Below are 24481 nucleotides of genomic sequence, written 5' to 3'. Positions count from 1 at the left end.
GAATGAGCCGGATCGACGGCCGGCGGACGAACGGCCAATTGGCCGCGATGCGTGTCAGCGGATTCCGATACGCGCCGCGCAATACCTGACAACGACTTCAGCGCGCGCCGCTTGGCAGCCTGCTGCCGCCACACGATACTGATGCCATGAACAACGCGTTCATGCCGGATCATCGCCCAGCCAGCCATCGAGCGAGGCACGCGGGGCCTGGCGCAGGAGACCAACCATGGCACATCGCAACTTCCCGGGCCGGGACGGCCAGCGGCGCGCGTCGGGCAACGCGCGCGCCCTGCCCGCCCGGACCGTATTGGCCGGCAACCGTCCGTCCGACGATCTCGACACCTTGCTCGCGCTCGCTCGCGAAGCCGGACTGCTCGTCACGCTCGACGGGCAGATCGGCCGCGAAAAGTACCAGAGCGTCGCGGGGTCGATCCTCGCGCTGCAGCGGTTCGCCGCGGCGCTCGGCGCGCGACAAGCGGGCGACGCGCCGGACGAGTCGGAGCCGCGCCGCAAGGCTCGCCCCGGCTGGCCGCATGCGAACCGGCTGCGCAGCCGCGCGTGCAACGCATGCGGGCCGATGCACGTCGTGCACCCGCGCTCGCACGTGCGACGCGGCGTCGTCCGCCGGCACGACCTGTGCTCGATTCTTCGGACCACCTGAACACGCCTGCAGTCGATGCACGGCACGCGGCCGTGCGATGGCTGCGCGCCGCGACACTTCCGCCGCGCCTGCTGCCGCCGCATGAATGCGGCGGCGCCGCGCCCGGCTCGACCTTCGCCGCGATCGGCGTCGACATCGCGCGCCCATACGTGCCGTTCTGAACGGCCGCATGCAAAACAATACCTGCGGGGAAAGTGATCCGACGGGGCCAGCCAGGCGGAAAGCGGACGGGGTGCGTGCACCCCGCCCGTCCTCCAAGGCAGCCGCGGGCTGCCTACCCTCGTGCCAGAGAGTTCTCGGTCGGATGACACGCCATGCAGTCGATGGCGCGGCTCCGGAAATGGTTGCGACGATTTGAACGCGCCGTCGAGCGCGGCCGGCGAGATCGGCGATTTCGATGCTTGTCATGCAGGCATGGCTGTCGTTGCCCCTGCACGAAAGACCATCGTCGCGGCCGGTTGTTCCATTACTGTCTCACGCGAAGCGCATGCCGTTTCTGATGCAGGTCAATCGACATCGGCTTCGTGCAAGATGTCGCATCGTTCTTGCCATTCACGCGGCGCCCCGCACGAGCAACACGGGCACCTGGGCAAGATGCGCGACACGGCGTGCGACGCTGCCGATCAGCCAGGCGGCGATGCCGCGCCGGCCATGCGTGCCGATCACCAGCAGCTCCGCTCGCCAGTGCACGGCATCGCGCATCAGTGCATGCGCCACGTCGTCGCTGGTCGGACGCGTTTCGACGATGCCGCGCTTGGTCGGATTCCCGGTCGCATGAAACAGCGGCGCGACTTTCGCGAGCGCCTCCTCGCCCTCCGCACGGTACGCATCCTCGAGCGCACGCACCGGCACGATATCGGTCAGACGAATCGCGCGATCGATCACGTAGGCGGCGTACAACAACGTCGTCGGTGCCGCGAAGCCGAGCCCGACGCGCACCGCGTGCAGCGACGGCTCGCTGCCGTCGACCGCGAACATCAGCCGTTGCAGCTCACCCTCCGACGGCCGGGCGTAGGCAGCCGGTACGATCAGCAGCGCACAGCGCGCACGCTTCGACAGCGTGTCCGACCTCGCGCCCTCGACGAGCCGCAGCAGCCCGTGGTGCGGATTCGCACCGACCACCAGCGCGTCCGCCTGCCACGCCGACGTGTCGTTCACCAGCGCATCGGCGACCGTGCCGCCCGTGACCGATGTATCGATGACGGCCTGCTCGACCTCGATGCCGCTGTCGGCAAACAGCGCCGCGATCCGCGCGTTGATGGCGTTCGCTTCGCCGATCATCTCCTCGCGCGCGGAGGTCAGCAACGCGTCGATGCGCGGGATGTCCGGCAGGACGAGCCGCGGGTTGTCGATCACGCAGACGATGCGCAATCGCATGCCGGGACGCAGCAGCGTGTGCACGTAGCGTGCGGCGGACAGCGATTCGGGCGTGGGATCGACGGCCAGCGCGATCCGCGTGAGCGTCGGGATGGACTGGGCAGGCTGCATGGCGAAGGCCTCCGTGCGTGCGCGTCGTCGCGGAACGACGACGGGAGCCTCGCGCGGCAGCGGCGCGCGGCGGCCGGGTGGACGCCGCGGTCGCGGGGATCGGCGGATAGCCACGCGAAGCGCGGACAAGCGATTCGTTCAGCATAGGTCGTCCCGCCCGCCGGTGCATGATCGCGATCAACGATCGCGCGGCTCCCTGCCCCGGCGCTTACGGCTTCGTCGGTATCGAGGCGGCCGGACGGTTCGCGTAGAACAGCGCATACGCGATGCCGAGCAGCACGATCCACACGGGCCCGATCACGAGCGCGACGCGTGTATCGGGCGTCAACGCCATCAGCAAGACGACCAGCACGAGAAAACCGAGCGCGACGAACGAACCGAGCGGATAGAACGGCACGCGGATCGGCAGGCGCGCGATCTTGTCGGCCGACAGCGTGCGGCGAAAGCGCATCTGCGCGATCAGGATCACGCACCACGTCCAGATCGCGCCGAACGTCGACACCGACGTGAGCCACGTGAACACGTGTTGCGGCGCGAGATAGTTGAGCAGCACGCCGATCAGCAGCAGCGCGACCGACACGATCACGCCGTACACCGGCACGCCGTTGCGGTTCACGCGGCCGAGCATGGCCGGCGCCTGCCCCTGCTGCGCGAGGTTGTAGAGCATCCGCGCGGTGCTGAACAGGCCGCTGTTGCACGACGACAGCGCCGCGGTCAGCACGACGAAGTTGATGATGCCGGCGGCCGCCGGAATGCCGAGCCGCGAGAACGTCATCACGAACGGGCTGCCCTGCGTGCCGATCTGGTCCCACGGATACAGCGACATGATCACGAACAGCGCGCCGATGTAGAAAATCAGCACGCGCCAGAACACCGAGTTGACGGCTTTGGTCAGCGACTTTTCCGGGTTGCGCGCTTCGCCGGCCGTGAGGCCGAGCATCTCGACGCCCAGATACGCGAACATCACGATAGGCAGCGCGGCGATCACGCCGTTGATCCCGTTCGGCATGAAGCCGCCGTGCGACCACAGGTTCGAGATGCCGGTCGCGACCCCGCCGTTGCCGATGCCGAACGCGATCATCAGCCCGCCGCCGATGATCATCAGTACGATCGTGACGATCTTGATCAGCGCGAACCAGAACTCGAATTCGCCGTACAGCTTGACCGCGATGAAGTTCACCGAGCCCATCGCCATGAGCGCCGCGAGCGCCCAGATCCAGTTCGGCACGCCGGGGAACCACATGTGCATGTAGACGCCGACCGCCGTGATTTCCGCCATGCAGGTGACGATCCACACGAACCAGTAGGTCCAGCCGGTCAGGTAGCCGGCGAGCGGTCCCAGGTAGTCGCGCGCGTAACGGCTGAACGCGCCGGCGACCGGATTGGTGATCGCCATTTCGCCGAGTGCGCGCATGATCAGGAAGATCGCGATGCCGCCCAGCAGATAGGTCAGCAGAATGGCCGGGCCGGCCGTGCGGATCGCGGTGGCCGAGCCCAGGAACAGGCCGACGCCGATCGTCGCGCCGAGCGCCATCAGGTTGATGTGCCGCTCCTCCAGCCCGCGGTGCAACTGGTCTTCTGGTTGTTTCAAGTCCGTCTCCTGGCAGCCGCGAGCGGGCCGCCGTCATTGTGTCGATGTCAATGCGCGACCATTCATGCCTATTTCGGCAACCGAAAACGAAATAATCTCCGCCGTCATTTTCCGAATGAGAAACGACGCGGATATTGCGTCAATCCGATGGGAATCGCCGCGGATTATCCGTATGCTCCGGAGCAATCCGGAAAACGGATCGGGCCTTTCACGGAATACGCCCGTGCGGCCCGTCTGACGCGGCTGTGCGCGTGGCGGGCGACGACGGGATCAATCGCTTTCGGCGTGAACGGACACGCGTCGAATGTGCGCGATCATGCGCACGCAATATGCAGGCGGGATTATAGGGAGGTTCGGAGGTTTCGCGCCAGCCGATTTTCGTAAAAATCGCGGCGCGTGAAATCGGTGGTCGGATTTGAATACGCGCGTCACGGCACGCGCATTATTTCGATAACGTCGCCCGCACCGTATATTCGCCTTCGAGCGCACCATGATCCGGCCGCACGAAATAACGCGACGAATCCAGATCGGCCGGCAGCGGCTCGACCGGATAACCATGCTTTTCCCACGCATCGAGGCCGCCCTTCAGCGCCCGGATGTTGTGGATCATCTTCTTGCGCTGCATCTTCGCGATCAGACGCTTGGCCGTGGCCTCGTTCGGACACACGCAATAGACGACGATCGGCCGTTTCAGCATTTCCGGGTCGAGCAGGTCCGGCGAATCGAGATCGACCGGCACCGCGCCGGCGATCCGGTACGGCTCGCGCTCGCGGATCGCCTTCGGCCGCGCGTCGAAGATCAGCGGCGGCTCGTCCGACGTCATCATCTCGACGAGCTGCGGCGGCGAGATGCGCACCTGCGCGAGATAGCGGCGGAACTGCACGCGGCGCACCCAGCGGTACAGCAGGAACGTGATGAAGATGGCGAGGAACGCATCGAGGATCGTGCCGCCGCTCGCGCGCACCCACAGCACGAACTGGACGATCTGGTCGTGAATGGCCGCGCCGCCGACCAGCCAGAACGCGGCCCACAGCGACGCACCGGCCAGATCCCAGAACAGGAACACGCCGACGCCGATCGCGGTCGTGCCGAGCAGCGGTGCCGATACGAGGCCGAGGCCGGGCAGGAATTTCGACAGCACCAGCAGCGGCGCACCGTATCTTTCGAATACGTTACGGGCAAAGCGCAGCGTCGTGTCGAGCGACAGCGAGAAGCGCACGAGGCCGTTCAGCAGGCGCCGGCCGCGCGTACGGCCCATGAAGAACCACATCGAATCGGCCAGCATCGTCGCGCCGATCGCCGCCGCGAACATGCTGGCCCAGGACGCCTGCCCCATCGCCGCCATCGTCCCGCCGAGAATCAGCATCGGCACGGCCGGCACCGGCACGCCGAGCTGCGTGATCAACACGCTCGCGAACACGGCCCACGGGCCGAGCGACGATGGAATAGCGATGGGAAAGTGCCACACGGCGGCGCTCCTGGAAAGCATGCGGGCCGCGCGACGGGGGCCGTCGGTACGGCAGTGCAACGGCCACCGCGGCACGTCCGCAGCCGACCACGTGCATCACCGGCATTCTAAACGGGTTTGGCCGCGCTCGCGCGGAACACGCACCGTCGGCACGGGCTTCGCGCCGATGGTTGCACAACCGTGACGGTCACACGTCGGCGCGCGGCGCGAGCCGGGCGACGTGTTCCGCGTAATCGGGAAACGCGGCCGCCAGCGCGGCCGTGTCGGCCAGCTCGAATTCCGCAAACTCGAACCCGGGCGCCACCGTGCAGCCGACGAGCGCGACGTGCTCGGGCGACGCGCAGCGCGCGCCGAACCAGCGCCCGGCCGGCACGACCGCCTGGAACACCGTGCCCGGATGCGTGAGCGGGTTGCCGAGCCGATGAATCGTCAGCCCGTCGCGCGCGTCGAGCACCCACACTTCGATCGGGTCGCCCGCGTAGAAATGCCAGACTTCGTCGGAGCGGATCCGGTGCCACGACGAATACGCGCCGTCGCACAGCAGGTAGTAGATCGCGGTCGACGCGGCGCGTGGCGCACCGTCGGCCGGCCACACGACCGAATCGGTCGCGCGGTAGGTTTCGCGGAAATAGCCGCCTTCGGGATGCGGCTGCAGGTCGAACTGGCGAATCAGGTCGGGGGCGGAGATCGGCATGGCGGATGACGTCGGTAAGGTAGGTAACCGGCATCCGGCGGCCGGCCCGGTTCATCGCCCGTGCGACCGGTTCCAGCCGGATGCCCCTGCGTCGATCGCCGCGGCCATGCGCGCGGCGATCGAGCGGACTCCGGTCGATGCTGCCAGAACTGCATGTCGGGATGCAACCGTGCGCGTGCAATCGCGGACATTCGGGTGCGCGCGATGCGCCGCCAAGGACATCGTGCGTTTCAGCGGACAGACTGCCGGTGCACGTGCGCTGCCGCGTTCCGTTCGCGGCAGCCCATGCAGTTGCGCCGGACCGCGTGCTACGCCGCCGCCGGCGTACCGGGCTCGTCGTGCCGCACCAGCAGCACGGGCCGGTCGGCCGCGCGCAGCAGCGATTCCGCGACGCTGCCGAGCAGCAGCCGGCGCAGGCCGTGCCGGCCGCTCGTGCCCATCACGATCAGGTCCGCGTCGGCTTCGGCCGCCGTGCGCATCAGCACGGTGGCGACATCCTCGCCGTATGCGTCGAGCGCACGCACGGAGCCGGTCACACGCTGCTGCGCGAGCGCCGCTTTCGCGTCGTCGAGCACCGGCGTCACGGCATCGGTCGCGGCCGCATCGCCGTCGTGCTCGGCCGCGAAGCCCGCGTCGACGTCGACGAGTTGAGGCCGGTGCTCGACGACATACGCGCAGGTGACTTCACCGCCGGACGCCGCCGCGATCCGGATCGCCTCGTTCAGCGCGAGACGCGCGCTCGGGCTGCCGTCGAGCCCGACGAAAATCCGCTTGTACATGGTCCGTCCCTCCGACCGGGCACGCGTCGCGCATCGCGCCGCGGCGGCCCGTTATCGCCAGCCGGCCCGGTGCCGGCTGGCCTGCCGAACAGTCTGCCCCACGTGCCGACGCGCCACTTGACGCGCGTCAAGCGCGGCCGGCGGACTCGCTGCTTCACGCCGCCTGCCGCAATTTCAGGTGACCCTATTACAAAAAATGCGTAAACCGCGCACAATTTCATCTCGAAAACAGACGCTACACGCAACCGGTGCGAGTTTTCCCCGGTTTTGCTGCGCTGCCCGAGTGCCCCGGGCAGCCCGAACAACAGTCATGGCCATTGAATGACCGCCAGTGGAACCCCGACGCGTGACGCCCGAGGGCCCACGCGCCTCCCGACCATGTTACGCCAGCCGCTCGCGGCTGGCGTCGTTGCGCTGTGCGCCGGCGCCCTGCTGTCGCTGTGCGTCGCGCTGCTGGTGCGCGAGCAGTGGCAAGGCGCGGTGCATGCGCGCTTCGAACGCCGCACGACGCACGTGAGCGCGATGCTGCGCCACGAGCTGCAGACCGGTGTCGCCGTGCTCGAAGGCGCGCGCGGCGCGTTCGGTCTCGTCCCGGGCATGACGCCCGAGCAATGGCGCCGGTACGCGGAGACGCTCGATCTCGACAGCGCCCGCTCGCCGGTCCGGCAGATCGGCTATGCGCCGCTGACGCCCGCCGCCCGCGGCGCCCTCGCCGGCGCGAAGCCGTTGCCGGCCGGCCCGCTCGCGGCCGCGGCGCTCAGCGCGCCCGCCTCGAACTCGCCGGTCGTCCGCTTCGGCGCATCCGACGCGGCGCCGCTCACACGCGCGCTGCGGAGCGGCGACATCGCGCTCGGCGTCCACCCGGTCGACGACGATACCTCCCGCGACGCCCGCACGCTGACGCTGTTCCTGCCCGTGACCACCTCGCCGCATGCGGCCGTCACGCCGTCCGGCACGCGCGAAGCCGGCGTCGACGGGGTGCTGTTCGCGGCGCTGAGCCCGCGGCGCCTGGTCGAGCGCGCGCTCGACGCGGAACGCGGAATCGACCTGCGGATGACGGCCGGCGGCGATCCGCGCGCGATCGCCAGCGTCGAGTCGACGACCGACGAAGCGTCGGCATCGCCCGACCTGATGCGGCGCACCGACGTGCTGAATTTCGGCGGCACCGCGCTGTCGCTCGCCTATTCCGCGGACGGCCGCCCGAGCGCGACCGGCGCGCAGCGCGCGGCCGGCACCGTGCTCGCCGCGGGGCTGATCGCGTCGTTCGCGTTCGCGGCACTCGTCCATGCGCTGCTGCGCGGCCGCGCCGGCGCGGCCGCCGATGCCGGCGCGAGCAGCCGCGGCATCCTCAACGAGGCGCGGATGATGGGCATCATCCGTTCGTCGATGGAAGCGATCATCACGATCGACGAGAAGCAGACGGTCGTGATCTTCAATCCGATGGCCGAGCAGGTGTTCGGCGTGTCCGCGATGGAGGCGATCGGCGCGCCGCTGTCGCGCTTCATCCCCGAGCGGTTCCGCGCCGCGCACGCGAAGCACGTCGACCAGTTCGGCGTGACGGGCGTCTCCGAGCGGCAGATGGGCCGCCAGCGCGTGCTGTTCGGGCTGCGCGCGAACGGCGAGGAATTCCCGATCGAGGCGTCGATCTCGCAGATCCGCGACGCGTCGGGCAAGCTCTATACCGTGATGCTGCGCGACATCACCGAGCGGCTGCGCGCCGAGAACGCGCTGAAGCAGTCGCGCGAGGAATTGCGCGAGCTGTCGGCGAACCTGCAGAACGTGCGCGAAGAAGAAAAGACGCGGATCGCACGCGAACTGCACGACGACCTCGGCCAGCAGCTCACCGCGCTGAAAATGGACTTGTCGGTCGTCGAGCAGCAATTGCGGATGCCCGGCCGCGCGCAGCCCGACGCGGGCGTGCAGACGCACCTGCAGGGCATGCGGCGGCTGATCGACGCGACGGTCGCGTCGGTGCGGCGCATCGCGGCCGACCTGCGCCCGGTGATGCTCGACGATCTCGGCCTCGTGCCCGCGATCGAATGGCTCGCGAACGATTTCACGAACCGCTACGGAATCGATGTCGAACGCCACATCGAAACGGGCGGCCTCACGTTCACCAGCGCGGGCGCGACCACGCTGTTCCGCATCGTCCAGGAAGCGCTGACGAACGTCGCGCGTCATGCGGACGCGACACGCGTCGCGCTGCGGCTCGACATCGAGGAAGGCTTCTGCGTGCTGCGCGTCGCGGACAACGGCCGCGGCGCGGCCCACGGCGCGCCGGCCCACGAGGACAAGTCGTTCGGCCTGATCGGGATTCGCGAACGCGCACACATGCTCGGCGGCACCGTGACGATCGACACCGCGCTCGCGCGCGGCTTCTCGATTACCGTCGCATTTCCGCTCAGTACCGTTCAACAGGAAACGCTCATCACATGATCAAGGTGCTCATCGCCGACGACCATACGCTCGTACGCGACGGTCTGCGGCACATCCTCCAGAACGCCACCGGATTCGAGGTGGCCGGCGAGGCTTGCGACGGCCCGTCGACGATCGCGCTCGTGCGCGCGACGCCCGCGCAGGTGCTCGTGCTCGACCTGTCGATGCCAGGCCGCAACGGCGTCGAGCTGATCAAGCAGATCAAGGACGAGAAACCCGCGCTGCGCGTGCTCGTGCTGACGATGCATGCGGAGCAGCAATACGCGGTGCGTGCGTTCCGCGCGGGTGCGTCGGGTTATCTGACGAAGGAAAGCGCGAGCGCCGAGCTGGTCGGCGCGGTCACGAAGGTGGCGTCGGGCGGCGTCTACGTGAGCCTCGCGATGGCCGAGCAGTTCGCGCAGAGCCTGAACGAGCCGGCCGAGACGCTGCCGCACCAGCGGCTGTCCGATCGCGAATTCGACGTGTTCCGGCGGATCGCCGCCGGCCAGACGCTGACCGAGATCGCGAACGCGCTGTGCGTGAGCGCGAAGACCGTCAGCACCTACAAGACGCGAATCCTGGAAAAGATGCAGATGCCGCACGAAGCGGCGCTGGTGCGGTACGCGATGCGGCACAAGCTGCTCGACGAGACGGACGACGTCTAGCCGGCGCATCGCGGGCCCGGCCGGGCCCGCGCCTGCTCTTTACTTGCCGGGCACCGGGCACGCGAGATCGCCTTCCTCGCAGGACAGATAACCCTTCAGCGTTTCGGTACGCACTTTCGTCAGATCGTCGAGGCAGGTCGATACGACCATCGGATACGCGCTGCCGCCCTCCGCGTTCGCGCTGGAGAAACCGCATTCGGCATCGCGGTAGGCAATCCACGCGCGCTGCGCGTTCACGAGCTTGTCGGCGAGCGGCCGCGCATCGCGCAGGCGCGCGGTGACGGCCTGGTAGGTCCGGTTCAGCTCGCCGTCGGATTTCCTGTACGCGCGATCGGCACATGCCGTCATCGCCGCCTGATCCGCCGCGTCCGCACAATTCGCCTGTGCATGGGCGACGTTCGCCAGCAGCGCCAGCGAGCACAACAGACCGGTCAAGACACGCATGGATGCTCCTTGTTGTTCGTTGAAATGCGGAACCCGGTGCCGGGCCGGTTGCCCTGCCGCGCCTCGGCGCGCGGCGACACCGTCCGCGATGCTAGCGCACGCGCAGACGCTTGTCAGCCGGCGCCTTGCATATCGGCCCCGCACGCCTACACTGGAAAATCGATACGCCGTTTCAGGCCGCGCTATCGCATCCATCCCGTCTTCGCTTCCGCCGCATTCCTCAGCGCATTTCGCGTTCGCGACGCCGAGCGGTCGTGACGTTTCGTCAGCCGGTTTCCTCCGCCCAGCACAACGCGCAAGCGCCGTCGCTCCCCTGGAGGAAATCATGAGCTATCACCTGGAAGGCCGTCTGCTCGAGGTCTGCAACTGTCGCGTACTCTGCCCGTGCTGGATCGGCGAGGATCCGGATTTCGGTGTCTGCGACACCATCGTCGCGTGGCACGTCGACAAGGGCACCGTCGACGGCGTCGACGTCGGCGGCAACACGATCGCCGCGGTGTGCCGCGTGCCGGGCAACATCCTGCAAGGCAACTGGACGGCCGCGATCTACGTGAGCGACACCGCATCCGACGCGCAGGAGCAGGCGCTCCTCAAGGTCTATACGGGCCAGGCCGGCGGCCCGATCGCCGAGCTCGCGAAACTGATCGGCAAGGTCGTGTCGGTCGAACGCGCGCCGATCACGTTCGATGTCGTCGGCGCCCGCGGCACGCTGTCGATCGGCACCGACTACCACGCGGAACTCGAACCGTATCTCGGCCCGAGCGGCGCGCAGACGACGCTGGCAGATACCGTGTTCTCGACGGTACCCGGCGCCCCCGTGTTCGTCGGCAAGGCGCCCGTCTACCGGTCGAAGAACGCGGCGATCGGCATCGACGTCGATCTGAAGAATCACAACGCGCTGCAGAGCACGTTCCAGTTCGACGCATGAATCGCGGCCGCACGTAACCGACCATGGCCGCGCGGCTGCACCGGCGACTGTTTCCGTTCGTGCTCGCGAGTCTCGTCGGGTTCGCGTGGGTCACGCTGTGGGCGTGGACGCGCAGCCCGTACGGGCGCTATCTCGAGCACGGCGAGAACGCGTCGTCGTTGCCGTTCAGCACGCTGTGCCGCGCGCTGCCGGGCGGCGCGCTGTGGCTGCCGGCCGCGTTCGACGCGGCCGCCTGGACGCTGATGATCCTCGCGATGATGCTGCCGACGACGCTGACGCTGTTCGACACGTTCTCACGCGTCGTGGCGGGGCGCCCCGACCGCGCGCGGCTGCTCGCACTCGTCGGCCTCGGCTACGTCGCGGCATGGAGCGGCTTCGGTCTCGTCGCGCATGGCCTGCACGCGCTGCTGCTGGCGGGCGTCGCGCACGTGCCGGCGCTGGCGTGGCGCGGCTGGTTGATCGGCGCGGCCGTCCTTGCGCTGGCCGGCGCGTTTCAGTTCAGCGGATTGAAGGCGCGCTGTCTCGAACGTTGTCGCACGCCGCTCGGTTTCGTGATCGGCCACTGGCGCGGCCGCTCGCCGTTGCGGCACGCGTTCGCGCTGGGCGCCAGTCACGGCCTGTTCTGCGTCGGCTGCTGCTGGGCGCTGATGCTGCTGATGTTCGTCGTCGGTGCGGGCAGTCTCGGCTGGATGCTGTCGCTCGCCGCGCTGATGGCCCTCGAAAAGAACGCCGTGTGGGGCCGGCAACTCACCGCGCCGCTCGGTGCCGCGCTGTTCGGCGCGGCCGTGCTGATCGTCGCCGGTCACGCGTGAGGCCCGCGATGCGCCCGCCCGCCTCCGCACTCGCGTCGCACGTGCGGCCGGGCGCACGCGCCGCCGTGCTGACGTCGGTCGCGATGCTTGCGTTCGCATCGAACTCGCTGCTGTGCCGGCTTGCGCTGCAGGCCGGCCGGATCGACGCGGCCAGCTTCGGCACCGTGCGCCTCGTGTCAGGCGCGCTGATGCTCGCGCTCGTCGCACGCGCGGGGGCGCGGCGGGCCGCCCAGCCGGCGGACTGGCCTGCGGCGGCGATGCTGTTCGCGTATGTCGCATGCTTCTCGTTCGCGTACCTGACCGTCAGCGCCGCCACCGGCGCGCTGATCCTGTTCGGCGCGGTGCAGCTGACGATGTTCGCGGCCGGCTGGCGCGCCGGCGAACGGTTTGCTCCCGCGGGCTGGGCCGGATTCGGCGCGGCGCTGGCCGGGTTGCTGTATCTGGTCTCGCCGGGGCTCGCCGCGCCGACGCCGGGCGGCGCCGCACTGATGACGGTCGCCGGCATTGCATGGGGCATCTATTCGATACGCGGCCGTCGGACCGCCGATCCGGTCGCGGCGACCGCCGGCAATTTCATGCGGGCCGCGCCGCTGGCACTCGCGTTGAGCGCCGCGCTCGCCGGCCGCCTTCACCTGACACCGGCCGGCATCGCGCTCGCCGTGCTGTCCGGCGCGCTGACTTCGGGCATCGGCTACGTGATCTGGTACGCCGCGCTGCGGCACCTGACCGCGATGCGCGCCGCGGCGGTCCAGTTGTCGGTGCCGCCGATCGCCGCGTGCGGCGCCGTGCTGTTCTTGTCGGAGCAGCCGACCTGGCGTCTCGCGCTCGCGTCGGCCGCGATCCTCGGCGGTGTCGCCGCCGTGCTCGCGAGCCGTGCCCGCCATGCGGGCGCCGGGTCGTGATGCCGATCGGCCGCCCAAATGCAAAACCCGCGCACGGCGGACACCGTGCGCGGGTTCAGCGGAAGCGGCCAGTCCGGCACCCTCGCGGGCGCCTGCCGGCTTAGTGGCCGAAGTACACCGACGAGCGATCGGCGGCGGCCGGCACGACCACGCGCTGGCCCGACTGCGACGTGGCGGCGGCATTCGCGCCGTAGCCCGTTGCGTCGGCTTGCGCGCCGGTGTTTTGCGCGGCGGCGATCTTCGCTTGCGCGGCCTGGATGTTTTCCGGGTAGTTCATCCAGTCGTTCGGGTTGTAGCCGGCCTTTTCGAGCTGGACCAGCTCGGCGCGCACTTGCGCGCGCGTCAGCGGCTGCTGGTTCGATTGGGCGAACGAGACGACCGGTGCGGCCACGAGGGCGGCCAGTGCAACTGCCTTGATCAGCGATTTCATGATGCGTTACCTCCAGGATTGTTTTGTCAGGCGCTTCGGACTCGGGGTCGTTGCGCATGAGTAGAAGTCTAGGAGTCGCGGCTATCAGGGTAAATACTTAAATCGCAAATTCACTGTTGACGGAAACCGTACAATCTCGCGGGAATAAGCCGATTCATCAGATGATTATCGGCGTTCGCGCACCGAATACCTCGATGCGCTATCCGCCGTGCGCCGGCCCTCCGTCAGCGCAGGCGATCGGTATCCGCCGACGCCATCAGCCGGTCGAACAGCAGCGCCTTCAGGCGGACCCGGTCGCCGTCGGCGGGTTCGCCGAACGCCGTGTGATGCAGCGTCAGCGCCGGCGTCGCCGGATCGGCATGGACGGCGCGCACCGTGCCGTCGAGCGCCAGCAGTTCGACCCGGTCGGCGGCGGCATACGGGAGCAGCACGCGCAACGGCTCGCCGGTTGCGGCGATCGTCCGGTCGACGGCAATCGACAGCCCGTTCAGGCTGATGTCGCGCACCATCCCGATGCCTTCCGCAGGGTCCGCTCCGCCCGCGCAGCAGGCCGCGATCCGCACCGGCACGCGCGGCTCCGCGCGCGTGCGCAGCCGGTCGACGAAGCCGGGAGGCGACAGGATCATGAACGGCGCGGCCCCCGACGCCTGCACCGCCTCGATCGTCGCACCGAAACGGGACACCGCGGCACGGCCGATCGCGACCGCCTCGATGTCGTCGCCGCGCGCGAATTCCAGCACGGCCGCCGGCTGCGGCTCGACGAACAGCGCGCCCGATGCGGCGACGCCGATCAGCCGGCAGCGCTGCAACGCGCGTGTCGTGCCGACCCGGCGGCGGATGCCGATCGCGGCACCCGCCGACAGTCCCATGCGCGTGGCCGGCGGCATCGCGGCCTGCGCGCGCGGATCGGCGTCGGCGTCGTCGCGACGGCGCATGGGCCGGAAATGGTCGAACAGGAAAGCGTGCTGCGCGGCATCGCGCAGTGTCGTGCCGGCCGGCAGCAGTGCGGCGCCGTCGGCATCGTAGAGATCGAAGCCGAGCGGAACGCCGGCGCAAAGATCGTCGCGCGCGAGTGCGACGTAGTCGGGGGAAAGCCGCATCGGAGAGGCGCGGAGCGACCGCGCGAGCTGTCGTGACAACTTGATTACGGCAGCATCGCACGAAATCTGAACGGCTTCGTTACTGGGAAGCGCCGCTCGCGTCGGGCGCGGACGGCGCCGGCGGCTGCAGCGGCGCGGCGGCAGGCGCCGCACCAAGGCCCGCGCTGCCGCCGCTCGTCGTGCCGGCGCTCGCCGGCGGCTGCGCGGGCTGCGGTTGGGACGCGCCCGCCGACAACGCGGCGGCCGATGCGGCCACTTCGGACGCCGGCACCCATTCCTCGACGAGACCGCCGGACGCGGCCTCGGGTGCCGATGCGGCCGACGCATCCGAAGCCGCACCTTCGTCGACCTCGGGCGGACGCTCGATACGCTGTGTCCTGACGGGCGCGGACGCCTTCTTCGATTCGGGCGGGAACCACGTGTCGAACAGGTCCGTCACACGCTCGCGCAGCGACGCGAACCAGCCGGGTGACGGCTCGGTATCGAACTTCGCCTTCGCGTCGACGAGGCGGGCGCGTTGCGCACGCTGGAAGAAATCGCCGACGATCGGCAGCGCGCTGTGCGCGCCCTGCCCCCAGTAGTCGCTGCGCAGCGTCACGCGGCCGTCGTCGAAGCCGACCCACGCGCCGGCGACGAGGCCCGGCTGCATCAGGATGAACCAGCCGTCCGCGTTGTCCTGCGTCGTGCCCGTCTTGCCGGCCACGTCGCCGCGGATCCCGAAACGCGTGCGGATGCTGCCGCCCGTGCCGCGCGTCACGACGTCGCGCATCACGCCGAGCAGCGTCTTGTCGGTTTCGGCGTCGAGCGCGCGTTCGGGCGGCGCCGGCGCGTATTCGGCGAGCACCTCGCCCTGGCGGTTCTCGATGCGCGTGATCATCTGCGGCTCGACGTACAGCCCGCCGTTCGCGATCGTCGCGTAAGACGCGACCATCTCCTTGAGCGTGACCGGGCTCGTGCCGAGCGCGAGCGACGGCACGCGTTCGAGCGGGCTTTCGCGCACGCCCATGTCGCGCGCGAGCCGCGCAACCGCGGCCGGCCCGACCTGCTCCATCACCTGCGCGGTGATCCGGTTGCGCGACAGCGCGACCGCGTCGCGCAGCGTCATCGGCTTGCCGGTCGGCGGCACGTCGTCGTTCGGCCGCCAGATCTCGCCGCCCTTCAGCGGGATCTCGACCGGCTGGTCGATGAACGTGTCGTCCGGCTTCATTCCCTTCGCGAACGCGACACCATAGACGAACGGCTTGAACGTCGAGCCGGGCTGGCGCCGCGCCTGCGCGACGTGGTCGAACGGCTCGCGGGCGAAATCGCGGCTGCCGACCCAGGCGCGGATCTGCCCGTCACGCGGATCGATCGCGAGGAAACCCGCCTGAACGTCGGTCTTCGCCTTGCACAGCGCGCGCATGAAGCCGCGGTCGGCCGCGAGCAGCTTCATCGCGGCCGCGTCGTCCTTGCCGGCGTCCTGCGCGGCCTTGTACTCGGGCGACTCGCGCATGAAGGTGCGGAACACCTCGTTGTCGGTGCCGCAGCCGTCGCGGCCGCTCCATGCGCCGTTCGCGATGCCCTGCAACTGGTTGCCCTGCAGCGTGAGCGCCTGCGTCGCCATCTGCTGCAGCCGCGAGTCGATCGTCGTGCGCACGATCAGCCCGTCCGAGTAGATGTTGTAGTCGTTGCGGTCGGCCCACGCGATCAACCACTTGCGCAACTGCTGCGCGAAGTGCGGCGCCGGCCCCGGCGGCTCCTTCTGGCGCTCGAAATCGATGCGCAGCGGCCGGCGCTGCAGCTGCGCGAACTGCGCCGGCGACAGCTTGCCGTACTTCACCATCTGGCCGAGCACCGTATTGCGCCGCTGCAGCGCGCGCTCCGGGTTCAGCACCGGGTTGTAGTAGCTGTTGCCCTTCAGCATCCCGACGAGCGTCGCGCTGTCGAGCACGTCGAGCTCGTCGGCCGACTTGTCGAAGTAGGTGCGCGCGGCCATCTCGACGCCGTACGCGTTGTACAGGAACGGCACCGTGTTCAGGTAGGTTTCGAGGATCTGGTCCTTGCTGTAGACCGCCTCGATCTTCAGCGCGGTGATCGCCTCCTTCACCTTGCGGGTGAGCGTCGGCGCGCGGCCGATCTCGTCCGGATACAGGTTGCGGGCGAGTTGCTGCGTGATCGTCGAGCCGCCCTGGCGGCTGCCGGAGAACGTATGGAGCGCGGCCGATGCCGTGCGCTTCCAGTCGAGGCCGTGATGCGCGTAGAAGCGGTGATCCTCGGTCGCGATCAGCGCGTCGACCATGTGCGGCGAGATCTGCTTGAGCGGCACCCACTCGCGGTTGGACGGCTTGAATTCGGCCAGCAGCTTGCCGTCGGCGGACAGCACCTGCGCCGGCTGGTCGACGCGCGCCTTGCGGATGTCGCCGATGCCCGGCGTGAACGGGATCAGCACGACCACGTACGCCACGAACAGCGCCGGCACGGCGGCGCCCGTGAGCAGCACGCCGCGGCGCGTCGGGTGACGGAGATGGCGCCACGCGGTGGCGGCGAGAGGCTTGACCCGCGCCACGGCGGCAGCCGCGACGGGTTGGGCGCGCGCGACCCATCTGGCACAGAAAGCACGCACTGACGACACGTTTCGGCGATTCACGCGGGTGGAGCTCGGCTGAAAAGGCTGCATCGTACCAAACTCGCGCGGCCCCACGGCCGCGGCGGCGTTGCGCGGGCGCGCGCCGCGCGGCTGCGCCCGTGTTGCGCACGCAAAAAAGGCGCGTGCCCCGCAACGGGAACGACGCGCCAAACCTGGTACGACAACCGGGAAACGGCTCGACGGCGGCTGATCGGCGCCGCCGTTCAGCGCACGAGGAAGCCGTAAGTCAGCGGATCGCGCTCGTCGACGATCCAGTTCGCGAACCCGCAGATGTGCGCACTGCCCTCCACCTCCGGAATCACGGCCGGGATGTCGCCGACCGTCGTTTCGCGCAGCACGCGCCCCTTGAAGACCGTGCCGACGATCGATTCGTTGACGAGCGTGTCGCCGGCCGCGAGCAACCCGCGCTGGTACAGCTGCGCGACACGGCCGCCGGTGCCGGAGCCCGTGGGCGAACGGTCGACCTCGCGATCCGCGAACACGCAGCAGTTCGCCTGCGTCGAGCCCGGATGGCGCGGCGCATTCGCGATGATCGTGCCGTAGATGTGGTTGATCTCCGGGATTTCCGGATGCACGACCGGGTACTTCGCGTTCGCGGCGGCCTTCGCTTCCGCGCCGAAGCGGATCAGTTTCTCGACCGCCGACTCGCGCACCGGCAGGTCGAACGGCGCACCGTCGACGTAGAAATAGAACGCGCCGCCGTACGCGATGTCGCCGGTCACGGTGCCGAACGACGGCGTCTCGACCGACACGTCGCGCTGCCAGATGAACGACGGCACGTTGACGAAGCGCACGGGCCCCGCATGCTCGCCGTCCCACCGGACGAAGGCCTCGATGAAGCCGCACGGCGCGTCGATGCCGACCCGCGTTTCCGGCACCGTGCGCTGCACCCAGCCGAGCTCGACGGCGGCGGTCGACAAGGCGATCACGCCATGCCCGCAATGGTCGCTGTAGCCTTCGTTGTGCACGAAGATCACGCCGAAATCGGCATTCGGCGAGACCGGCTCGGTCAGGTAGCCGCCGTACATGTCGGCGTGGCCGCGCGGCTCGAACATCAGCGCGCGGCGGATCTCGTCGGCGTGCGCCTTGAGCCACGCGCGGCGCTGGACGATCGTGTCGCCGGGCAGGCGCGGCAGCCCGCTCGTGACGATGCGGAACGCCTCGCCGCCCGTATGGACTTCGACGGTGGAAAGGGATCGGGAAATTTTCATGTCGAATCGGATGCGTTGAAACGAAGGACGGCGGCCGCGCCGCCGTCCGGTGGCAAGCGTGGGCGCCGGTTACTTCGCGTACGGCTCCGGCAGGCCGTTGCGGATCACGTAGACGGTCGTCGGCGCGCCCTTCAGGTCGCCGTTCGCGTCGAACGAATAGGTGCCCGCGACGCCCGCATAGTTCGACTTCGCGAGCTGCGCGATCAGCTTCGCCTTGTCGGTGGTCGTACCGGCCTTGACCATCGCGTCGGCGAGCAGCTTCATCCCGTCGTAGTAGTTGACGCCATAGACCTGCGTATCGGTGTGATAGGTGTCGTGGTACTTCTTCAGGAACGCGCGTCCGGCCGCCGTCTTCTCGAGCGCGACGCCGCCCTGCGCGCAGTAGACGATCGATGCCGCGTCGCCCGCGACCTTGCCCATGTCCGCCGAGCAGATGCCGTCGCCGCCGAGCAGCTTCGCGCGCAGCCCGCGCTGCTTCATCTGCTTGGCCATCGGCGCGCCCTGCGCCGCATAACCGCCGAGGAAGATCACGTCGGGGTTGCCGGCCTTGATCTTGGTGAGGATGCCGAGGAAGTCGGTGGCCGACGAGTTCGTGTACTCCTGGTCGACGATCCGGATCCCGTTCGCCTTCGCGACGTTCATGAACTGCTCGGCAACGCCCTGCCCGTAAGCGGTGCGATCGTCGATCACGGCGGCCGTCTTCGCGTTCAGCGTCTTCGCGGCGAACGTCGCCATCGTGCCGCCGAGCTGTTCGTCGCTCGCGCCGATCCGGAAGATGTTCTTGAAGCCCTGCTTCGTCAGCGCCGGGTTCGACGCGACCGGCAGGATCGGCACGCCGGCAGTCGAGTACACGCGCGACGCGGGGATCGCGACGCCCGAGTTGTACGGTCCGAGCACCGCGACGACGCCCTTGTCGACGAGGTTCTGCGCGACCTGCACGCCGGCCTTCGGGTCGGCCTGGTCGTCTTCGGAAACCAGTTTGAACGTGACGGCCTTGCCGGCGACCTTGATGCCGGCCTTGTTGAGTTCGTCCACGGCGAGCCGCGCGCCGTTTTCGTTGTCCTTGCCGTTCGCGGCCTGCGGCCCGGTGAGCGGCGCCGAATGGCCGATCATCACGACTTCCTGCGCGTGCGCGGAAGTCAGCGCGCCGGCGGCAACGGCCACCGAGAGCGCGGTAACGAGGTGTCGCATGATGTCTCCTGATTGGTTTTGAGTGAAACCAATGTAGGACACACGTGGTCACATCGCAAGCAATTTCAAAATAATTTCGGAATTTTGGTCATATTTAAGACCAGAATGCATTCGCGCGGATTCGTTCTACTTCGGCGCGATGTCGCGCCGCACGCGGCGGATGTGCTGTTCGACGTAGAACGCGGCCGCATCGGCATCGCCCGACACGATCGCCTCGTAGATCAGCCGGTGCTCGGACACGTAGAGCCGGATCCGGCCCGCGTCGTAGATGCCGTCGTCCTTCAGCCGTTTCCACAGCGGCTGGTCCATCGTCTTCGCGACTTCGTCCGCGATCTTCACCATCAGCGCGTCGCCCGTCATCAGCGCGAGCTGCCGGTGGAACAGCCGGTCGCTCTCGTTCCAGAGCGCGCGCTGGTGCGGATCGTCGACGTCGGTGATGGTTTCCATCTGCGCGAGATAACGCTCGGCACCGGGATCGGCGCGGCCATGGGCGGCCGCGAGACGTGCGATCGCGGGCTCCAGGATCAGCCGGACGTCGAGTGTCGACGTCGGGCTGAAGTCGGCCTCGGACGCCATCGGTGCGTCGCCGCGCCGCGCGAGCACGTCGAGCGGCGCCGCGACGACATAGGTGCCCGAATTGCGCTTCGTGAACACCAGCCCTTCGTTCTGCAGCGCGCCGAGCGCCTCGCGCACGGCCGGCCGGCCGACCTGGAACAGCGCGGCGAGCTCGCGCTCGGACGGCAGGCGCGACTCGGCCGCGTAGCGCCCGGCGCGGATTTCGTCGCGGATCTTCTCGGCTACCTGCTCGTAGATCTGCAGCGGCCGGAAACCGCCTTCGATTGATTCGGGACGCGCGGACATCATCGTATGGCTCCTGCCCGGTCGCGGGCGTGGATCTGGAATGGGTTCGCACTATACCGGAGCGGCGCCGGTATCGCGCCACGGCAACCCTTCTGGACAGATATTAGAACCAAAACCGGCTCGACGCTTTATTTTCTGGGTTGCGGGTGCGCCAGAAAGTGGTATAGATTCGATCCACGCTGCCTGGTGTCGCGGTATCCGGCAGCCCCGTGGCGGGCGCGGCATGCGCCCGCCGTCCACGCTCACGACGCATACGACGTACACGATGACCGCCCTTTCCCCGATTCCCGTTTTCGATGCGGCCGACACGGCCGCATTGCTCGACTACCCGGCGCTGCTCGCCACGCTCAGGCAAGCCGTTGCCGAGTATGCGGCGGGCGAGATCGTCAGCCCCGAGCGCCTCGTCGTGCCGCTGCAGGCCGGCGGCGTGATGCTGTCGATGCCGTCGAGCGCGCGCGACCTCGCGAGCCACAAGCTCGTGAACGTCTGCCCCGGTAACGGCACGCGCGGCCTGCCGACGATCCTCGGCCAGGTGAGTGCGTATGACGCGACCACGGGCGAGCTGCGCTTCGCGCTCGACGGCCCGACGGTCACCGGCCGCCGCACGGCGGCCGTCACCGCGCTCGGCATCGAGGCGCTGCATGGCGCCGCGCCGCGCGACGTCCTGCTGATCGGCACCGGCAAGCAGGCGGCCAATCACGCGGAAGCGCTCGCGGCGATCTTCCCGGAAGCGCGCCTCCACGTGCGCGGCACGCGCGCCGACAGCGCGGCCGCGTTCTGCGCGACGCATCGCGCGCAGGCGCCGCGGCTCGCACCGCTCGACGGCGAAGCGATTCCCGACGCGATCGACGTCGTCGTCACGCTGACGACGAGCCGCACGCCCGTCTACCGGGAAGCCGCGCGCGAGGGCCGGCTCGTGGTCGGCGTCGGCGCGTTCACCGCGGATGCCGCCGAGATCGGCGCGAACACCGTGCACGGCAGCCGGCTCGTCGTCGACGATCCGGCCGGCGCGCGCCACGAGGCCGGCGACCTGATCGTCGCGCAGGTCGACTGGCAGCACGTCGCGTCGCTCGCCGACGTGCTGAACGGCACGTTCGCGCGCGGCGGGCCGATGCTGTTCAAGAGCGTCGGCTGCGCTGCATGGGATCTCGCCGCGTGCCGCACGGCGCGCGATGCGCTCGAGGCACGCGGCGCCGGCTGACCGCGTACCGGCATATCGCGGCAACATCGGAGCCGCGCCGGCGGTTTCCCGGACGCGTTGTAGGAAACGCCCTACAACGCGTCGAAGCGGCCTACACGAACTTCCAATTCGGCCGATTTCAATTTCGGCGGCGCAACACGATACTGCCGGCATGAATGCCAGCCTGTCACCCGCCGCGCTCAGGGTGTTTCTCGTCGATCACGCCGTCGCCGTCCGTCAGCGGATCGCGCTGCTCGTCGGCGCGATCCGCGGCGTCGCCGTCGTGGGCGAGGCGGAAGACGGCCAGGACGCGTGGACGCACATCCGCAGTTGCCGGGCGGATGTCGTGATCGTCGACGTGCGGCTCGCGGACGGCAGCGGCCTCGCCCTCATCGGGATGCTGTCGAAGGTCGCACCGCGCATCGTCACGATCGTGCTGACGAATCATTCGGCGCCGGCATTCAGAGAGGCATGCGCGACGGCGGGAGCCGACTACTTCTTCGACAAGACCGTCGAATTCGACGCCGCATGCCGTGTCATCGAATCCCTGGTGCACGCTCGTGTGCACCACCCCTGACGAGCCGGAGTGACTTATGTCCACAGCCACCGCCTGCGCCGCCGACGTGTCCGTCGTACCCCGGCCAACGATTCCGCTGCGCGCGGCCGCGCGCGCCGACGCCGCCAAACATCCGGCCGCACGCTGCTCGGCCTGCGCGATGCGCTCGATGTGCCTGCCGCACCTGACGGCCGCCGAGTACGGCCGCCTCGACTCGATCATCTGCACGACCCGGCACGTTCGCCAGGGTGACGCGCTGTTCCGCATCGACGATCCGTTCCAGAGCATCTATGCGGTGCGCGCGGGTTCGTTCAAGACGGTGATGATGCATCGCGACGGCCGCGAGCACGTGACGGGCTTCCAGATCGCCGGCGAAACGCTCGGGATGGACGGCATCGGCAGCGGCCAGCATTGCTGCGACGCGATCGCGCTGGAGGACAGCGTCGTGTGCATCATTCCGTTCGGCGCGCTCGAAGCCGCCTGCCGCGAGATCAAGCCGATGCAGCACTTCCTCTACCAGATGCTGAGCAGCGAGATCGTTCGCGAATCGAGCCAGATGCTGCTGCTCGGCACGATGTCGGCCGAACAGCGCGTCGCGCATTTCCTGCTGAACCTGTCGTCCCGTTTCGAGGCGCGCGGTTATTCGGCGACCGAATTCAACCTGCGGATGACGCGCGAGGAAATCGGCTGCTATCTCGGGATGAAGCTCGAAACCGTCAGCCGGATGTTCTCGCGGTTCCATCGCGACGCGCTGGTCGAAACGCGCGGCAAGCGCGTGCGCATCCTCGACGCGCACGCGCTCGCGCAGGTCTGACGCGCGACGCCGGATCATCGGCGCAGCGCCGCCCTTGCGCCGCTCGCCTGCCACGCGATCAGCGCCTGCTCGGCCTGGGCGAATGCGCGGCGCAGCGCGTCGTCGAGGTCGTTTCCCGCGCATGGCGGCAGCGGCCTGAGCGCCGCGTCGTGCATCACCAGGTCGAGCCGCACGTCGTACAGCCGCACGCCATCGGTCGCCACGCGCGATTCGATCGCGAGGTGGCAGCCGCCGATCAGCGCGCGGAACCGCTCGAGCCGCACCAGCTGCGCGCCGGCCTCGGCTTCCACCGCGGCGGACCCGGTGAATCCCCGGCAGGCGATCTGCATGCCCACGCCCATGTCCTACTCTCCCGACGGGGCCGCCCGCTCGTCGACCGCCTTGCATGCGCCCGCCCGCACACGATGCGGCGGCACGCGTTTCCCGTGGCGTGGCGCGATTCTGCGATCGCGGCCCGGCCGACAATCCTCCCCGCGCCGTCCTGGCGCGGGTCCGTTCATACGTTGAAGACCTGCGACGTCTTCATCTCGATCCAGGTCATGCCGGCGCGCAGCCCTTCGATCATGGCCTCGCGCTCGGTCGGATACGCGTGACTGTGCTCGAACGTATGATGAAACCGAGCGGCACCGGCGCCGTGCTCGACGGACACGCGGCAGCGGAATTCGCCCGATTCGCACGGTCGCGTCTCGACTTCGACCGACCAGTCGCGTTCGTGAATGTTGCCCTGCAGTGTCATGCGCCCTCCTGCGGTATCAGCCTTCGAGCCGGAAGTGGCCGCTGTGCAGCAGCACCGGCCGGCCGCCGATTTCCTCGAGCATCCGTCGCGCCATCGCCTCGATCGCCGGGCGGTGCCCGTCGAATGCGGTCAGCAGGTCGCTTTCGAGCAGCGACCGCGCGCCGAAATGGTCTTCCAGCGCCTCGGCCGTGACCGCGCACTGTACGCAACGTCCGTCGACCAGCGCCGAAAACGCGACGACCAGGTCGCGCGCGCAATATTCGGGCGGCTCGGGCGGAAAAGTGATGTGCATCGGTCGGCCTGTCATCGTCGTGATGGCTCCATGACGAGAGCATAGTGGCGCGCGCGGCCGCGCGCTTGACCCACGTCAAGCGGTCCGCTGCACCGCACGATCCCGGTGCAGCCGCGCGACGCGGCTTCAGCCCGCGTCGGGCTCGATCGCCGCGCCGCGCTGCGCGAGCAGCTCGCGCAGCACGCTGCGGTGGCAATGGCGCTCGTCTTCGCAGTAGCAGCCGATCGAGAACGCCGTGGTGGCCGACAGCGCCGCCAGCAGGTCCAGCACCTTCGCCGGGTCGCCTTGCGCCATCTCCGCGCGAAAGTGGCGCTTGAATGCATTCCATTCGGCGTCGGTTTCGGCGGCCTGTGCCTGGGCAACGAGTTCGGCACTCGGCGACAGCGTCGGCAGCCATACATCATAGTAGTCGCGCGACGCGAATTCCGCCTTAGGTACGCCGCGCGGCGGCCGCCGCACCGTGCCGATCCGCAGCCCCTCGCCGGCCGCGCGCGGCGTGCCGAGCCGGATGATCCGGATGCCCATGTCGCTCCCTTTTCGTGTTGCGTCCGATGCCGCATCGTACCGCCGCACGCGCCGTCGCGTCTGTCTTCCGGCGCACGTTGCCGCCGCGCAAGAAAAAACCGGCTGCCCCCGC

26 protein-coding genes are annotated in these 24481 nt (G+C 69.0%); 10 read left to right on the top strand and 16 right to left on the bottom strand.

What is annotated here, in order from left to right; genetic code table 11:
• The first annotated feature begins 226 nt into the window (after nucleotides 1-226).
• The gene (locus tag AC1VVG_RS26985) at nucleotides 227-661 is read left to right on the top strand and encodes a hypothetical protein (RefSeq protein ID WP_473376408.1); all 435 of its coding nucleotides are present in this window, start codon (nucleotides 227-229) and stop codon (nucleotides 659-661) included.
• A complete protein-coding gene (locus AC1VVG_RS26980; RefSeq protein WP_482836792.1) occupies nucleotides 637-822 on the top strand; it encodes a hypothetical protein in 186 nt (61 codons plus the stop codon). The genes AC1VVG_RS26985 and AC1VVG_RS26980 overlap by 25 nt, the downstream gene beginning before the upstream one ends.
• Before the next feature lie 391 nt (nucleotides 823-1213).
• Here the strand turns inward: AC1VVG_RS26980 and AC1VVG_RS26975 are convergent, their stop codons facing one another.
• From AC1VVG_RS26975 to AC1VVG_RS26955, 5 genes are all read right to left on the bottom strand, one after another.
• Nucleotides 1214-2149, bottom strand: coding sequence for a universal stress protein (locus tag AC1VVG_RS26975; RefSeq protein WP_482836791.1), 936 nt, complete (start codon nucleotides 2147-2149; stop codon nucleotides 1214-1216).
• 208 nt (nucleotides 2150-2357) lie between these two features.
• A complete protein-coding gene (locus tag AC1VVG_RS26970) occupies nucleotides 2358-3740 on the bottom strand; it encodes an amino acid permease (protein WP_124669336.1) in 1383 nt (460 codons plus the stop codon).
• Nucleotides 3741-4182: 442 nt separating this feature from the next.
• Entirely contained in the window at nucleotides 4183-5208 is a 1026-nt protein-coding gene (locus AC1VVG_RS26965) for a DedA family protein/thiosulfate sulfurtransferase GlpE (RefSeq protein ID WP_034191410.1), read from the bottom strand.
• A 187-nt stretch (nucleotides 5209-5395) separates the two neighbouring features.
• The gene (locus AC1VVG_RS26960) at nucleotides 5396-5902 is read right to left on the bottom strand and encodes a cupin domain-containing protein (protein ID WP_482836788.1); all 507 of its coding nucleotides are present in this window, start codon (nucleotides 5900-5902) and stop codon (nucleotides 5396-5398) included.
• 308 nt (nucleotides 5903-6210) lie between these two features.
• On the bottom strand, nucleotides 6211-6681 hold the full coding sequence (locus tag AC1VVG_RS26955; RefSeq protein WP_034191412.1) for a universal stress protein: 471 nt from the start codon (nucleotides 6679-6681) through the stop codon (nucleotides 6211-6213).
• Between the two features lie 321 nt (nucleotides 6682-7002).
• Here AC1VVG_RS26955 and AC1VVG_RS26950 point away from each other — a divergent pair, with 321 nt between their 5' ends.
• Together AC1VVG_RS26950 and AC1VVG_RS26945 are read left to right on the top strand one after the other, a co-directional pair.
• On the top strand, nucleotides 7003-9117 hold the full coding sequence (locus AC1VVG_RS26950) for a PAS domain-containing sensor histidine kinase (protein ID WP_226227529.1): 2115 nt from the start codon (nucleotides 7003-7005) through the stop codon (nucleotides 9115-9117).
• The gene (locus AC1VVG_RS26945; RefSeq protein WP_006483707.1) at nucleotides 9114-9761 is read left to right on the top strand and encodes a response regulator; all 648 of its coding nucleotides are present in this window, start codon (nucleotides 9114-9116) and stop codon (nucleotides 9759-9761) included. The genes AC1VVG_RS26950 and AC1VVG_RS26945 overlap by 4 nt, the downstream gene beginning before the upstream one ends.
• A 39-nt stretch (nucleotides 9762-9800) precedes the next feature.
• On the opposite strand, the gene AC1VVG_RS26940 is transcribed toward AC1VVG_RS26945, so the two are convergent.
• A complete protein-coding gene (locus AC1VVG_RS26940) occupies nucleotides 9801-10205 on the bottom strand; it encodes a lysozyme inhibitor LprI family protein (protein ID WP_034191414.1) in 405 nt (134 codons plus the stop codon).
• Between the two features lie 325 nt (nucleotides 10206-10530).
• Here AC1VVG_RS26940 and AC1VVG_RS26935 point away from each other — a divergent pair, with 325 nt between their 5' ends.
• The 3 genes from AC1VVG_RS26935 to AC1VVG_RS26925 are packed head-to-tail and all read left to right on the top strand — an operon-like array spanning nucleotide 10531 to nucleotide 12847.
• Nucleotides 10531-11133, top strand: a complete 603-nt coding sequence (locus tag AC1VVG_RS26935; protein WP_034191415.1) for a DUF1326 domain-containing protein — start codon at nucleotides 10531-10533, stop codon at nucleotides 11131-11133.
• Nucleotides 11134-11156: 23 nt separating this feature from the next.
• A complete protein-coding gene (locus AC1VVG_RS26930) occupies nucleotides 11157-11945 on the top strand; it encodes a DUF2182 domain-containing protein (protein WP_059556514.1) in 789 nt (262 codons plus the stop codon).
• Nucleotides 11946-11953: 8 nt separating this feature from the next.
• Nucleotides 11954-12847 (top strand): DMT family transporter, encoded by an 894-nt coding sequence (locus tag AC1VVG_RS26925; RefSeq protein ID WP_051701101.1) that lies wholly within the window; start codon nucleotides 11954-11956, stop codon nucleotides 12845-12847.
• Nucleotides 12848-12947: 100 nt separating this feature from the next.
• Here AC1VVG_RS26925 and AC1VVG_RS26920 read toward each other — a convergent pair whose 3' ends face one another.
• The 6 genes from AC1VVG_RS26920 to AC1VVG_RS26895 all read right to left on the bottom strand — a co-directional run bounded on the left by AC1VVG_RS26920 (nucleotide 12948) and on the right by AC1VVG_RS26895 (nucleotide 20269).
• The gene (locus tag AC1VVG_RS26920; RefSeq protein ID WP_034191417.1) at nucleotides 12948-13277 is read right to left on the bottom strand and encodes a DUF4148 domain-containing protein; all 330 of its coding nucleotides are present in this window, start codon (nucleotides 13275-13277) and stop codon (nucleotides 12948-12950) included.
• A 224-nt stretch (nucleotides 13278-13501) separates the two neighbouring features.
• Entirely contained in the window at nucleotides 13502-14377 is an 876-nt protein-coding gene (locus AC1VVG_RS26915) for a PilZ domain-containing protein (RefSeq protein ID WP_124608356.1), read from the bottom strand.
• Nucleotides 14378-14456: 79 nt separating this feature from the next.
• Nucleotides 14457-17033 carry a penicillin-binding protein 1A gene (locus AC1VVG_RS26910; protein WP_482836784.1) on the bottom strand — a complete coding sequence of 859 codons (2577 nt, stop codon included), beginning with the start codon at nucleotides 17031-17033 and terminating at the stop codon, nucleotides 14457-14459.
• A 173-nt stretch (nucleotides 17034-17206) separates the two neighbouring features.
• Nucleotides 17207-18214 carry a trans-3-hydroxy-L-proline dehydratase gene (gene lhpH, locus AC1VVG_RS26905; protein ID WP_049033612.1) on the bottom strand — a complete coding sequence of 336 codons (1008 nt, stop codon included), beginning with the start codon at nucleotides 18212-18214 and terminating at the stop codon, nucleotides 17207-17209.
• Nucleotides 18215-18283: 69 nt separating this feature from the next.
• Entirely contained in the window at nucleotides 18284-19405 is a 1122-nt protein-coding gene (locus AC1VVG_RS26900; RefSeq protein ID WP_059556510.1) for a branched-chain amino acid ABC transporter substrate-binding protein, read from the bottom strand.
• Between the two features lie 126 nt (nucleotides 19406-19531).
• Nucleotides 19532-20269 (bottom strand): FadR/GntR family transcriptional regulator, encoded by a 738-nt coding sequence (locus tag AC1VVG_RS26895; RefSeq protein WP_034191422.1) that lies wholly within the window; start codon nucleotides 20267-20269, stop codon nucleotides 19532-19534.
• Between the two features lie 262 nt (nucleotides 20270-20531).
• Here AC1VVG_RS26895 and lhpI point away from each other — a divergent pair, with 262 nt between their 5' ends.
• The 3 genes from lhpI (at nucleotide 20532) to AC1VVG_RS26880 (ending at nucleotide 22816) form a co-directional block, all read left to right on the top strand.
• Nucleotides 20532-21467 (top strand): bifunctional Delta(1)-pyrroline-2-carboxylate/Delta(1)-piperideine-2-carboxylate reductase, encoded by a 936-nt coding sequence (gene lhpI / locus AC1VVG_RS26890; protein ID WP_482836782.1) that lies wholly within the window; start codon nucleotides 20532-20534, stop codon nucleotides 21465-21467.
• 151 nt (nucleotides 21468-21618) lie between these two features.
• Entirely contained in the window at nucleotides 21619-22023 is a 405-nt protein-coding gene (locus AC1VVG_RS26885) for a response regulator transcription factor (protein WP_034191423.1), read from the top strand.
• Nucleotides 22024-22039: 16 nt separating this feature from the next.
• Complete coding sequence (locus tag AC1VVG_RS26880; RefSeq protein WP_034191424.1) at nucleotides 22040-22816, top strand: helix-turn-helix domain-containing protein; 777 nt, start codon at nucleotides 22040-22042, stop codon at nucleotides 22814-22816.
• 14 nt (nucleotides 22817-22830) lie between these two features.
• On the opposite strand, the gene AC1VVG_RS26875 is transcribed toward AC1VVG_RS26880, so the two are convergent.
• The 4 genes from AC1VVG_RS26875 to AC1VVG_RS26860 form a co-directional block, all read right to left on the bottom strand.
• Nucleotides 22831-23157: a hypothetical protein gene (locus tag AC1VVG_RS26875; RefSeq protein WP_034191425.1), complete on the bottom strand. Its 327-nt coding sequence runs from the start codon at nucleotides 23155-23157 to the stop codon at nucleotides 22831-22833.
• A 155-nt stretch (nucleotides 23158-23312) separates the two neighbouring features.
• On the bottom strand, nucleotides 23313-23552 hold the full coding sequence (locus tag AC1VVG_RS26870; RefSeq protein WP_034191426.1) for a hypothetical protein: 240 nt from the start codon (nucleotides 23550-23552) through the stop codon (nucleotides 23313-23315).
• Nucleotides 23553-23568: 16 nt separating this feature from the next.
• Entirely contained in the window at nucleotides 23569-23859 is a 291-nt protein-coding gene (locus AC1VVG_RS26865; RefSeq protein ID WP_034191427.1) for a DUF1488 family protein, read from the bottom strand.
• A 111-nt stretch (nucleotides 23860-23970) separates the two neighbouring features.
• Nucleotides 23971-24369, bottom strand: coding sequence for a DUF488 domain-containing protein (locus tag AC1VVG_RS26860; RefSeq protein WP_034191428.1), 399 nt, complete (start codon nucleotides 24367-24369; stop codon nucleotides 23971-23973).
• Nucleotides 24370-24481: the final 112 nt, after the last annotated feature.

It is taken from the genome of Burkholderia sp. L-4 (genome assembly GCF_056856535.1).
Note: the sequence above shows the minus strand (reverse complement) of the source record. Positions and strands in the feature narration are given on the sequence as shown.